The 12,390-nt window shown below is 67.9% G+C and carries 12 protein-coding genes; 7 read left to right on the top strand and 5 right to left on the bottom strand.

The genetic code is table 11. The annotated features are described in order from the left end of the window. The first annotated feature begins 20 nt into the window (after positions 1-20). Positions 21-986: a ribokinase gene (locus SriyCCGPB3_RS03240; protein WP_107431459.1), complete on the top strand. Its 966-nt coding sequence runs from the start codon at positions 21-23 to the stop codon at positions 984-986. A gap of 81 nt (positions 987-1,067) precedes the next feature. Here the strand turns inward: SriyCCGPB3_RS03240 and SriyCCGPB3_RS03235 are convergent, their stop codons facing one another. Next, entirely contained in the window at positions 1,068-2,249 is a 1,182-nt protein-coding gene (locus SriyCCGPB3_RS03235; protein ID WP_350259872.1) for an MFS transporter, read from the bottom strand. Positions 2,250-2,342: 93 nt separating this feature from the next. Between SriyCCGPB3_RS03235 and SriyCCGPB3_RS03230 the strand changes: the two genes are divergently transcribed. The 4 genes from SriyCCGPB3_RS03230 to SriyCCGPB3_RS03215 all read left to right on the top strand — a co-directional run bounded on the left by SriyCCGPB3_RS03230 (position 2,343) and on the right by SriyCCGPB3_RS03215 (position 5,861). Further along, complete coding sequence (locus SriyCCGPB3_RS03230; RefSeq protein WP_110711068.1) at positions 2,343-3,260, top strand: LysR family transcriptional regulator; 918 nt, start codon at positions 2,343-2,345, stop codon at positions 3,258-3,260. An 81-nt stretch (positions 3,261-3,341) separates the two neighbouring features. Beyond that, positions 3,342-3,773 carry a hypothetical protein gene (locus SriyCCGPB3_RS03225; RefSeq protein WP_110711067.1) on the top strand — a complete coding sequence of 144 codons (432 nt, stop codon included), beginning with the start codon at positions 3,342-3,344 and terminating at the stop codon, positions 3,771-3,773. Positions 3,774-3,920: 147 nt separating this feature from the next. Further along, positions 3,921-4,916, top strand: coding sequence for a tRNA dihydrouridine synthase DusB (dusB, locus tag SriyCCGPB3_RS03220; protein ID WP_110714255.1), 996 nt, complete (start codon positions 3,921-3,923; stop codon positions 4,914-4,916). Positions 4,917-5,033: 117 nt separating this feature from the next. Next, the gene (locus SriyCCGPB3_RS03215) at positions 5,034-5,861 is read left to right on the top strand and encodes a class I SAM-dependent methyltransferase (protein ID WP_032129690.1); all 828 of its coding nucleotides are present in this window, start codon (positions 5,034-5,036) and stop codon (positions 5,859-5,861) included. A 76-nt stretch (positions 5,862-5,937) separates the two neighbouring features. Here SriyCCGPB3_RS03215 and SriyCCGPB3_RS03210 read toward each other — a convergent pair whose 3' ends face one another. From SriyCCGPB3_RS03210 to SriyCCGPB3_RS03200, 3 genes are all read right to left on the bottom strand, one after another. Continuing rightward, positions 5,938-7,005: a metal-dependent hydrolase gene (locus SriyCCGPB3_RS03210; protein ID WP_153856312.1), complete on the bottom strand. Its 1,068-nt coding sequence runs from the start codon at positions 7,003-7,005 to the stop codon at positions 5,938-5,940. Positions 7,006-7,149: 144 nt separating this feature from the next. Continuing rightward, entirely contained in the window at positions 7,150-7,950 is an 801-nt protein-coding gene (locus SriyCCGPB3_RS03205; protein WP_197611182.1) for a UDP-2,3-diacylglucosamine diphosphatase, read from the bottom strand. Continuing rightward, complete coding sequence (locus SriyCCGPB3_RS03200; protein WP_350259871.1) at positions 7,947-9,680, bottom strand: lysophospholipid acyltransferase family protein; 1,734 nt, start codon at positions 9,678-9,680, stop codon at positions 7,947-7,949. Before SriyCCGPB3_RS03200 ends, SriyCCGPB3_RS03205 begins: the two co-directional genes overlap by 4 nt. 336 nt (positions 9,681-10,016) lie before the next feature. Here SriyCCGPB3_RS03200 and metK point away from each other — a divergent pair, with 336 nt between their 5' ends. Both metK and SriyCCGPB3_RS03190 read left to right on the top strand, forming a co-directional pair. Continuing rightward, a complete protein-coding gene (gene metK / locus SriyCCGPB3_RS03195; protein WP_010481882.1) occupies positions 10,017-11,228 on the top strand; it encodes a methionine adenosyltransferase in 1,212 nt (403 codons plus the stop codon). A 139-nt stretch (positions 11,229-11,367) separates the two neighbouring features. Next, positions 11,368-11,874 (top strand): acyl-CoA thioesterase, encoded by a 507-nt coding sequence (locus SriyCCGPB3_RS03190; protein ID WP_014036006.1) that lies wholly within the window; start codon positions 11,368-11,370, stop codon positions 11,872-11,874. A 25-nt stretch (positions 11,875-11,899) separates the two neighbouring features. On the opposite strand, the gene SriyCCGPB3_RS03185 is transcribed toward SriyCCGPB3_RS03190, so the two are convergent. Then, positions 11,900-12,361: a hypothetical protein gene (locus SriyCCGPB3_RS03185; RefSeq protein ID WP_164161611.1), complete on the bottom strand. Its 462-nt coding sequence runs from the start codon at positions 12,359-12,361 to the stop codon at positions 11,900-11,902. Positions 12,362-12,390 lie beyond the last annotated feature (29 nt).

Below are 12,390 nucleotides of genomic sequence, written 5' to 3'. Positions count from 1 at the left end.
TGGTTGAGAAAAGATTCCCTATGAGCAGCAGTGTCGTTGTCGTCGGTTCCTTCAATGTCGATCACGTGTGGCGGTGCGAGTCGCTGCCGGCACCGGGTGCGACCATTGCCGGCCGCTACAGCACCGGCCCCGGTGGCAAGGGCTTCAACCAGGCCGTGGCGGCCTGCCGCGCCGGTGCCGACACGCACTTCGTGTGCGCGCTGGGCGACGACGCTGGTGGCGCCACCGCCCGTGAGCTGGCCGCGCAGGACGGCTTCGGTCTGATCGCCGAAGCCAGCAGCGAGCCGACCGGCACCGCCGGCATCTACGTCGATGCCCGTGGCCGCAACACCATCGTGATCGGCCCGGGTGCCAACGCCGCGCTCAGCACGGACTTCCTGCAACAGCAGCAGGGCCTGCTGACCGGCGCCAAGGTGGTGCTGGTGCAGCTGGAATCGCCGGTGCAGACCATTGAAGCGGCGCTGGCCACGGCCCGCGAGGCCGGCGTCACCACCGTGCTCAACACCGCACCGGCCGACGCCCCTTCGACCATCGGCCTGCTCAAGCTGGCCGATGTGATCACCCCGAACGAAACCGAGTTCGCAGCCCTGCTCGGCCGCCATGTCGGTGAGCGCGTGGATGCCAATGACGTCGCCGCGCTGGATGGTGCCAGCCTGCACGCGCTGTGCCGCAAGCTGGTCGGCAACGGCACCGTGGTGGTGACCCTGGGTTCGGTGGGCGTGTTCGTGTCGCATGCCGATGAGAACCTGCGCGGCGATACCCAGCCGTACTACCGCGTAGGCGCCGAACAGGTGCAGGCGATCGACACCACCGGTGCCGGTGACGCCTTCAACGGTGCGCTGGCCGCGTCGCTGGCGCAGGTGGCCGACGCCCCGTTCGCCCGCCACGTGCGCTTCGCCAACCAGTTCGCCGGTCGTTCGACCGAGAAGGAAGGCGCCGCTGCGGCAATGCCGCGCTTCACCCCGGCCGACGTGGAAGTGAAGTAGATCCACGCCATGCGTGGATGAGCGAGCCCGGGCATGCAGATGCCCGGGCTTTTTCATGGGCGGTCCGCGCGCGGCGCGGATCTACTGCCAGCGCCGCAACAGCAGCCCCGCTGCAATCGCCAGCAACGCCACGGCAGCAGCCACCACGCCCAGCGTGTCCAGGCCCCAGCGTTCGATCGCACCGCCGCCGAGCAGCGCGCCCAGGCCGATTCCGGCGTTGGCCGCAGACACATTCAAGGTTCCCGCCAGCGCCTGCGCCCGTGGCGCCGCACGCATCACCCGCACCTGGCACAACGGGAACAACGCGGTATGCGCCACGCCCCACGAAGCCAGCGCGATGAGCACGAACGTGCCGTGGCCGGCCATCCCGACACTGGCCAGAATGCCCAGCGCCAGCACCGCGCAGAACACCAGCGTTGCGCCCAGCGGCGCACGATCGACCCAGCGCCCGCCCAGTGCATTGCCGATCAGCCCGACGGCCCCGAAGCCCATCAGCCACCAGCCCACCTGTGCCGCCGGTACCTGCATCAGCCGCTCCAGTACATCGGCCAGATAGGTGTAGGCCGCAAACATCGCGGTGAATACCAGCACCGACAGCAGCACATGGCCCAGCAATGGCGGCTGCCGCAGCATACGTGCCTGTTCGCCCAGCGCGCGACGCGGTCCGGCCTCAGTGTCCGGCATCCATGTCGCCAATGCGCCGGCCATCAACAGTGACAATGCCGCCAACAGCCAGAAGCTGCCGCGCCAACCGAGGGCGTCGGCGGCCAACGTACCCAGTGGGATACCGAACAGCATTGCGGCGGTGATGCCCAGGTAGACCCGCGCGACCGCACGACCGCCCTGCCCTGCAGGGGCCAGCTGCGCAGCAGTCTCACTGGCCGTGCCCCAGAACACCGGCAGCGCCAGTGCCGGCAGCAACCGCGCCAGCGCCAGCAGCCATGGCTGCGTGGCCATCGCGGCCAGCGCGTTGGACGCCGCGAACAACAGCAGGATGACCACGAACAGGCGGCGCCGGCTGACGTGTGACAGCAGCGCGGTCAAGGGTGGCCCGGCCAGCATCACGGTGAACGCGAACAGGGTGACCAGTTGTCCGGCGCGCGCAATGCCAATACCAAGGTCGCGTGCCAGTGCCGGCAACAGGCCAACGATCAGGAATTCGGTGGTGACGATGACGAAGGCGGACACCGCCAGCAGGACGACCGAAAGACGTGCGCGAGCGTTTGCGTGGACAGTGGCCACGGCGGAATCGAGGGAGGACATGAGCGGGCATCAGAACAGGGGCCGCCAGCCTATTTCCTCCCCAGGTTCCGATTACTGCTATGTTTTCCATCGATTCCGGACTGGATTTCCCCCATGCTTCCCACCGAGCGCCTGCGCGGCATCGAGGCCTTCGTCGCCACCGCCGATGCCGGCAGCTTCACTGCGGCCGCCGAGCGCCTGCACCTGACCAGCTCGGCGGTGGGCAAGACCATTGCTCGGCTGGAGGCGCGACTGGGAGCGCGGTTGTTTGAACGCAGCACCCGCCGCCTTCGCCTGACCGAAGCCGGTGAGGGCTTCTACCGCACCTGCGTGCGCGTGCTGGGTGAGCTGGCCGATGCCGAATCGGTGCTGGCTGCGCATGCCGATGCGCCCGTGGGGCGCCTGCGCGTGGATGCACCGGCCACCTTCGGGCGCCTGAAAGTCTGGCCGTTGCTGCTGCAGCTGGCCGACGCGTTTCCGCAGCTGCGGCCACAGGTGACCTTCAGCGACCGCTTCATCGACCTGACCGAGGACGGCATCGACCTGGCCGTGCGCATCGGTGGACCGGAGCCGCTGCCGGCCACCCTGGGCAGCCGCCTGCTCGGCTACGAATGCCTGCGCTTCTGCGCGTCCCCGGCCTATCTGCAGCAGCATGGCCTGCCGACGTCCGCGGCCGAACTGACCGACCATGACGGCGTACTGTTCGGCCGTGCCGACGGCAGCATCGGACCGTGGCAGGTGGCGGATGCTGGACGGCGTAGCACGCCGCTGCAGGCCCGCGCGCGGCTGGTGGTCGGCAGTGCCGAAGCGCAGGTCGCGGCGGTCGAGGCCGGCTTTGGCATCGCCCAGCTGGCCTCTTGGCTGGTCGATGATGCGCTGGCGCGCGGCAGCCTTGTGTCGATCCTGCCGGCGCTGGACTGCCGCGGCCTGCCCCTGCGCCTGTTGTGGCCACAGGGCCGGCAACGGCTGCCACGCGTGGATGTGGCGTTGGACCGTCTCGGTTCAGGACTGCGGATCGATCCGCCGCGCTGATCCCGGCTGCGACCGCTTGTCGCATTGCCCGCATCCCGGTCCTCGCCCACCATCCGCGCAGCTTCTCTGCGTGGGCAGGACATGGACGGATTCCCCTGGCTGCTGATCGCGGCCGCCGGCAGTGCCATCGCGGCCCTGCTGCACATTGGCTGCATCGCCTTCGGCGCGCCCTGGTACGAGCGTTTCGGCGCCGGCCCGCGCATGGTCCGGTTGGCCCACGCCGGCCACTGGTGGCCGCCGCTGATGACCGCCGGCATCACCGCCCTGCTGGTTGCCTGGGCGCTGTACGCGCTGGCTGCTGCCGGCTGGCATGCGCCGTTGCCGGCCAGCCGCCTGGTCCTGCCAGGCATTGCCGCGCTGCTGTTGCTGCGCGCCATGATGGGCTTCGGCCTGGCGCTGTTCCGACCGGGGTACAACGGCACGCGCTTCTGGGTGGTCAGTTCGCTGGTCTGCCTGGGCCTGGGGCTGGCCTTCGCCGCGGGGACCCGCCAAGCCTGGCAGAGCCTGGGCTAGCCGCCCACCATCGCCCGCCCTTGGGGGCGGCGGAAGCAACCGTCAAGCATCTGTTGATGCCGGTACGGCATGAGCTGGGTGCGGATCGGCCTGAACCGGACCGCGCCCGACACGGCCGTACCGCCGCCCGCGCCCTACAATGGGCGCATGCAGATCGGCCCGTACACCATTGCCCCCAACGTCGTGCTGGCGCCCATGGCCGGCGTTACCGACAAGCCTTTCCGCCTGCTGTGCAAACGGCTGGGCGCGGGACTGGCCGCCTCGGAAATGACCATCAGCGACCCGCGCTTCTGGACCACGCGCAAGTCGATCCATCGCATGGACCATGACGGCGAGCCGGCACCGATCAGCGTGCAGATCGCCGGCACCGAGCCGCAGCAGTTGGCCGAAGCTGCCCGCTACAACGTGGACCACGGCGCGCAGATCATCGACATCAACATGGGCTGCCCGGCCAAGAAGGTGTGCAACGCCTGGGCCGGTTCGGCACTGATGCGCGACGAACAGCTGGTGGCGCGCATCCTCGAAGCGGTGGTCAACGCGGTGGACGTGCCGGTCACCCTGAAGATCCGTACCGGTTGGGACTGCGACCACCGCAACGGCCCTCTGATCGCCCGCATCGCCGAGGACAGCGGCATCGCCGCACTGGCTGTGCACGGCCGCACCCGCGACCAGCACTACACCGGCCAGGCCGAGTACGCCACGATCGGCGAGATCAAGGCCGCACTGCGCATTCCGGTGATCGCCAACGGTGACATCGATTCGCCGCAGAAAGCCGCGTTCGTCCTGAAGGAAACCGGCGTGGACGCAGTGATGATCGGCCGCTCGGCACAGGGCCGGCCATGGATCTTCCGCGAGGTGGCGCACTACCTGGCCACCGGCGAGGAACTGCCGCCGCCATCGCTGGCGGAAGTGCGCGACATCCTGCTCGGCCACCTGCATGCACTGCATGCGTTTTATGGCGAGCCGCAGGGCGTGCGCATCGCGCGCAAGCACCTGGGCTGGTACGCCAAGGATCGACCGGAGAATGCCGCCTTCCGCGCAGTGGTCAACCGCGCCGAAGACCCGCAGAGCCAGATCGCGCTGACCACCGAGTACTTCGACCGTCTGATCGCCGGGGAACCGGCGTTGTCATCTGCTGCCTGAGCGTATTGCCACGCCGTCGAGTCGAGCTTGCTCGATTCCTCAAACCGTAGAGTCGAGCTTGCTCGACTGATTTCCCGGAGCCGTCGAGCAAGCTCGACGCTACAAGAGCCCGCCCCCATGACCCCGCCGATCTCCTCCCCGACCTACCTGCACGGCTTTTCCGGCACCGAGCAGCAGCGCCTGATGACCCAGGCACGGCTGCTGGAATCGAGCATCTTCGGCCAGATCGACTACAGCGGCGCGCGTCGCCTGCTGGAAGTCGGCAGCGGCGTCGGCGCGCAGACCGAAATCCTGCTGCGCCGCTTCCCCGATCTGCACGTGACCGGCGTGGACCTGAGCGAAACACAGCTGGCCACCGCGCGCGAGAACCTGGCGCGCACACCGTGGTGCAGCGACCGCTACACCCTGCAGCAGGCCGACGCCGGCGAGCTGCCGTTCGAGGCACGCAGCTTCGACGCGGCGTTCCTGTGCTGGGTGCTGGAGCACGTGCCGTCACCAGCACGCGTACTGAGCGAAGTGCGCCGCGTGCTGGCCCCGGGTTCGCCGGTCTACATCACCGAGGTGATGAATGCCTCGTTCCTGCTCGACCCGTATTCGCCGCATATCTGGCGCTACTGGATGGCCTTCAACGACTTCCAGTACGACCACGGGGGAGATCCGTTCGTCGGCGCCAAGCTGGGCAACCTGCTGCTGGCCGGCGGCTTCCGCGACGTGCACACCGAGATCAAGACCATCCACCTGGACAACCGCGAGCCGGCACGTCGCAAGACGATGATCGCGTTCTGGGAACAGCTGCTGCTGTCGGCCGCCGACCAACTGTTGCAGGCCGGATCGGTGGACGAGGAAACCGTGGAGGGCATGCGTCGCGAGTTCCGACTGGTGCAGAACGACCCGAACGCGGTGTTCTTCTACTCGTTCGTGCAGGGCCGCGCCACGGTGTATTGATTCGGTGGAGCCACGCCATGCGTGGCTGCCTTCGCCGATGCCCCCCCGCCATCCACGCATGGCGTGGATCTACGGATCAATGCACGGCGCTGTGGTCGACCGCACCCGGCTGTGCTGCCGGCTCCTGCCAGATCCGCTGCCACATCGCGGCCAACCGGCGTCCGACGTCGGCGCGTGCGGCCGGGCTGCTGTAATCCACCCGCACCTGCTCGGGCGTGATCGCCCGCCACTGCCCATCAGCCTGCTCGGCCACCGCGAAGTTGAACGTGTAATCCGGTTCCAGGCCCATGCGCAGGTCGCTCAGCACCAGCCGGCCGTCAACCACCTGTGCACGCATGAAGCCACGGTTGAACCACGTCAGCTGCTGCACCGCCGGGACGCTCCCTGCTTCGCGCAACGCCTGCACGTTGGACGCATGGCCTTCGAACCGCATCGGCCCGTGGTCGGCCACCAGCGAACGGTCGCCCACTACGTAGCCGTTCGGCGTCATCGCCACCACCCGCCACAGCAGGGTATTGAACGGCATCGGTACCGAAAAGCGCGGCGCATTGCCCAGGCCCATCGCGGCCAGGCTCTGCTGTGCGGCACGGTCGACCTGGGCCTTGGCGATCAGGCCCCAGCCCAGGTAGCCACTGCTGAGCAGCAGGGCCACGCCCAGCACCTTGCCCGCCCAAGGCCGGGCGCGGCCAAACCAGGCCAGCACGCAGCCCAGCAGCAGCCACACGGTGTAGGCCGGATCGATGATGAAGACGCTGGAACCCATGGTCGGGTGTGGCCGCAACGGCCACCACAGCTGCGTGCCATACACGGTGAACGCATCGAGCACGGGATGAGTGACCAACGCCAGCAGGATCGCCCAGAACCAGCGCACCGGTGACTGTGCGACCCGCCCGTTGCCGAAGCGCTTGAACAACCACCAGATCAGCGCCGCCACCCAGGGCAGCACCAGCAGCGAATGGCTGAAGCTGCGGTGCTCGATCATGTTCGCCACCGGATCGGCGGCAGTGAAGCCGAGCCACAGGGCGTCGAGGTCCGGCAGGGTACCGAGCGCGGCACCGGCCAGCAGGGCCGCGCGGCGGTGGCCGGGCGGAGCGATTGCAGCAGCGACGGCGCCGCCGAGCACGATCTGGGTCAGGGAATCCATGGGCCGATGCTAGCGGCTTGCGGGCGTGCCGTCTTGATGGCACAGCCGCTCGCGCTCTTTTGTAGAGTCGAGCCATGCTCGACTGCTGTACGCGGGGCAGTCTGAGAAGATCAGTCGAGCATGGCTCGACTCTACAAGAGTGGGTCAAGCCGCTTGCTTGATGCGCGCGCCCGGCAGCTCCACCAGGGTCTGGCCGTTGTGATCGAGCAGGCGCAGCGCGCCATCATGGTCTTCGGCCAGTGCAGTCAGGCTCTCCACCCAGTCGCCGTCGTTGGCGTAGACCAGTCCATCGCGCTCGATCAGTGCGGCGCGGTGGATGTGGCCGCAGACGATGCCATCCAGGCCGCGCCGGCGCACATCGTCCAGCCCGGCCTGCACGAAGCGCTCGATGTAGCGTTCGGCCGCACCACTGCGCTTCTTCAGGAATTCCGACAGCGACCAGTAGCGCATGCCCAGCCGCCGCCGCACCGCGTTCAGCGCCTGGTTGCCGGTCAGGATGCGGTAGTACAGCCAGTCGCCGAACTTTTCCTGCAGGCCACCGAAGTGGGTCACGCCGTCGTACTCGTCCCCATGCGCGACCAGCAAGCGACGGCCATCGGCGGTCACGTGGATGGCGCGACGGCGCACCTGCATCGCCGGCAGCATCAGCCCGCACACGTGGCGCAGCGAAGCGTCGTGGTTGCCGGGAATGTAGATGATCTCGGTCCCGGCGCGGCGCAGCGCGTGCAGGGCCTGGATGACTTCGCTGTGCGACTGGCGCCAGTTGGCGCGGCGATGCGCCATCCACCACAGGTCGATGATGTCGCCCACCAGGTACAACCGTTCGCAGCGCAGCTGCGAGAGGAACCGCGCCAGCTCGGTGGCATGGCAATGACGTGAACCGAGGTGCACGTCGGAGACGAACACTGCGCGCCGGTGCGGCGACAGGTTCGCCAGCGTGCTCATGCCGGCGTCCCCGCGTCGCGCAGGTAGCGTTTGCGCTTGTTGGGCCGGATCGCGCACAGGTCCACCTCGATCAGGCCGTCGATCGAATCGCTGAAATCCGGGTCGACACCGAAGGCGAGGAAGCGCGCGCCGCCGGGTTCGCACAGATCGGTGTACTGGCGGTACAGCGTCGGCACGCCGGTGCCGAGTGCGGCCAGGTTGGCCTTGAGCACATCGAACGCGGCACCTGCATCCAGCTCGCCGAAACTCGGCGGCGCGGCAAAGTACTGGAAGGGGCGGTTCGATTCGGCCAGGCCGGCGGTACCGCTATAGTAGCGCTGGTAGTACGCCACCAGCTGCTCGCGTGCATCGCGTGGCAGCGCCGCGCTGATCGACACCGCGCCGAACAGGTAGCGGATGCCCGGCCGGCACTGCAGGTAGGCGCCGATGCCCTGCCACAGGTAATCCAGGCTGCGGCTGCCCCAGTAATCGGGCACCACGAAGCTGCGGCCCAGTTCCAGGCCTTCGGCGATGTGGGTGATGGCGTCGTCGGAATAGCGGAACAGCGACGCGCTGTAGAGCCCGGACAGGCCGTGCCGGGCCAACGCCTGCGCACCGCGCATGATCCGGTAGGCCCCGGCGATGCGCTGCGCGGCAGCGTCCCAGATCACGATGTGCTCGTACTGCGGATCGTAATCGTCCAGGTCGCGGCTGCGCCCGGTGCCCTCGCCCACCTCGCGGAAGGTCAGCTCGCGCAGGCGCCCCAGCTCCAGCAGCAGCGGTGAATCAGCGCTGCAGGTCGCCAGCAGGATCTGCTTGCCGTCGGCGGTCTGGCCCAGCTGGGTGGCGGCAGCGATGCCGGCGGCGACCTGCGAAGGTGGCACCGGGGACGCCAGCGGCTCGGGGCCTGCAACAGCAGCGGCATCGCCCGCCGCCCCATTATCGCCCGCCGCCCCATTACGGCCCAGCGCATACAGCGCGCGGCGCACCGCCAGCAGCTGTGCGCCCGGGTCGCCGCCCTTGCCCAGCTGCATCGGCTCACCGATGCTCAGCCGCAACGGACGGCCACGACGGGTGAACATCTCGCGCGCCAGCAGCGCGGTGCCGGCCGGCTTGAACAGGGTCGAGGCGCCGTAGAACAGCGCCGAGTTGCGCGCCTCCACACGCACCGGCAGCACCGGCGCGCCAGCGGCACGGGCAAAGCGGACGAAACCGCGCTGCCAGCGGCCATCGCGGATGCCGCGCAGCGACAGCCGCGAGACCTCGCCGGCCGGGAACACGATCACGCACTGCTCGGCGGCCAGCGCCTCTTCGACGGCATGCAGGCTGCCACGCTGGGCCTTGCCACCGAGGATGCGTACCGGCAGCAGCAGGTCCTGCAGTGGCGCGATCGCCCCCAGCAGGTCGTTGGCCACGATCCGCACGTCACGGCGGATGCGGCCGACCGCGTCCAGCAGTGCGAGGGCGTCCAGTGCCCCGGAAGGGTGGTTGGCGACGATCAGCAGGCGGCCGGTGGCCGGGATCTTCGCCAGCGCGGCCGAATCCACCTGGTACTGGCCGTCGATGAACTCCAGGCCGGCGGCGACGAAGCCGAAACCACGCAGGCCTGAGCTGCGCTGCAGGAAGGCTTCGATCTGGTCCAGGCGCGACCAGCGGCCGACGCTGCGCAGCAACGGCCGCGCCAGTTGGCCACGACGGCCATGGAACCAATCGGGGAAGCGTTGCTGGAGACGCTGTTCAAGTTCCTGCATGGCAGATCCACTCATGCCCGGCGGCCGGATTGGCCGACAGCCTGCGCCCGGCAGGCGGCAGCCAGATGGCGGTTTTGGGGCAGAACGATGACGGCCGCCCGGTCCAGGCGCGGGCAGGGTCGCCCGCGCAGTCGGGGCCGGTAGCAGCCCGGCGTGTTGCCACGCTGGTGGAACACTGGGCCTCGAGGCTGGGCCCCAATCCCGGCCGGACGGCCCCTGCCGGGGCTACGCGGGCTTAACCACCGGCAACCGGTACAGGTTCACAATGCACAGGCGGCGCACCCCGTGTATCATTCGCGCCCATCTTTCCATCCGAATCAAGGGATATTACGCCTGATGTCCAGCTATCTCTTCACCTCCGAGTCGGTCTCCGAAGGCCATCCGGACAAGGTTGCCGACCAGATCTCCGATGCGGTGCTGGACGCGATCCTGACCCAGGACCAGCGCGCCCGCGTGGCCTGCGAGACCATGGTCAAGACCGGTGTTGCCATCGTGGCCGGTGAGATCACCACCAGCGCCTGGATCGACCTGGAAGCGCTGACCCGCAAGGTCATCACGGACATCGGCTACGACAGCTCCGACGTCGGCTTCGACGGCGCCACCTGCGGCGTGCTGAACCTGATCGGCAAGCAGTCGCCGCACATCGCCCAGGGCGTGGATCGCAAGAAGCCGGAAGAAATGGGCGCTGGCGACCAGGGCCTGATGTTCGGCTATGCCACCAACGAGACCGACAGCTACATGCCGGCCGCGATCCACCTGTCGCACCGCCTGGTCGAGCAGCAGGCCAAGATCCGCAAGAAGAAGAACTCGCCGCTGTCGTGGCTGCGCCCGGACGCCAAGAGCCAGGTCACCCTGCGCTATGAAAACGGCGTGGTCTCGGCCATCGACGCCGTGGTCCTGTCGACCCAGCACGCCCCGGGCATCAAGCAGAAGGACCTCATCGAGGCCGTCCGCGAAGAGATCATCAAGCCGGTGCTGCCGGCCAAGTGGCTGCACAAGGGCACCAAGTTCCACATCAACCCGACCGGCAAGTTCGAGATCGGCGGCCCGGTGGGCGACTGCGGCCTGACCGGCCGCAAGATCATCGTCGACACCTACGGCGGCTGGGCCCGTCACGGTGGTGGCGCCTTCTCCGGCAAGGACCCGTCCAAGGTCGATCGTTCGGCGGCCTACGCGGCCCGTTACGTCGCCAAGAACGTGGTTGCCGCCGGCCTGGCCGACCGTTGCGAAGTGCAGGTCTCCTACGCCATCGGCGTGGCTGAGCCGACCTCGATCTCGGTCACCACCTTCGGCACCGGCAAGATCAGCGACGACAAGATCGAGAAGCTGATCCGCAAGCACTTCGACCTGCGCCCGTACGGCATCATCAAGATGCTGGACCTGGTGCACCCGATGTACCAGCAGACCGCGGCCTACGGCCACTTCGGCCGCAAGCCGAAGGAGTTCAGCTACCTCAACGGCGAAGGCGAGACCGTCAACGCCACGGCCTTCTCCTGGGAGAAGACCGACCGCGCCGCCGCCCTGCGCGCCGATGCGAAGCTGAAGTAAGAAACACGAAGGGCCGCGCAAGCGGCCCTTCTCTTTTCTGGTAGAGCCGGCCGCTGGCCGGCTTTTTCATGGCCTCCGGAAACAGTCGCGTGGTTGCCGGCCAGCGGCCGGCACTACCGGTTGCCGATACAATCGCCGCATGTCGACCGAACTCAAAACCCACCAGCTGTCCATGACCGTGCTGATGTCGCCGGAGATGGCCAATTTCTCCGGCAAGGTCCACGGTGGCGCCATCCTGCGCCTGCTCGACCAGGTCGCCTACGCCTGCGCCAGCCGTTACGCCGGCAGCTACGTGGTCACCCTGTCGGTGGACCAGGTGATGTTCCGCCAGCCGATCGCGGTGGGCGAGCTGGTCACCTTCCTGGCCTCGGTGAACCATACCGGCACCTCGTCGATGGAGATCGGCATCAAGGTGGTGGCCGAGGACATCCTCAAGCGCAGCGTGCGCCACGCCAACAGCTGCTTCTTCACCATGGTGGCCGTGGATGAGGAAGGCCGGCCGACACCGGTGCCGCCGTTGCAGCCGGTCACATCGGACGAGAAGCGCCGCCAGGCAGCCGCTTTGATCCGCCGCCAGCTGCGCCAGGAAATGGAACAGCGCCATCTGGAACTGCTGGCGTCGAACCCGCCATCGCCGGAAGAATGAGGGCTTTGCCGGCCAGCGGCCGGCACTACTCTTCCCGTTCGGGCAGATAGGGAGAGCGGAACCGCTCGATGTTCAATAACGGATTGGCGTCTGCCAATGCGGCCGAGGCGTCCACCGACGACACCGCATACATGTAGTAGTCGTAGCCGAAGTGCACTTCGGCGTTCTGACAGACCAGCTTGCACCAGAAGGCGTTGCGCAGCACGCCGCGCGCCACCCGCTCAATCTCGTGCAGGCCGAGTTGCTGGCCCTCGTGGTACTGACACGGGCCGTGCGAAGAAAGCGACTGGATGCGAAGGAACTCGACACCGATGCCGACGCAGAAACGCCTTATCACGTCCAGATAGGCATCCTCGACAACGAGGTAATCCTCGATGCTCACGCGCTTGCCGACATCGCTGAAGTCAGTCCACTCCTCGGGCGGTGACCATAGGTACCCCTCAGGCGTCCGCTGCCAGTATTTGCTGATACGCCAGGAATGCTCCATGGGACGAGAGGATACCGGAAGGTGCCGGA

The sequence above is a fragment of the Stenotrophomonas riyadhensis genome, from assembly GCF_040256885.1.
Taxonomy (GTDB): domain Bacteria; phylum Pseudomonadota; class Gammaproteobacteria; order Xanthomonadales; family Xanthomonadaceae; genus Stenotrophomonas; species Stenotrophomonas riyadhensis.
This window is presented reverse-complemented; position numbering and strand designations above follow the sequence as displayed.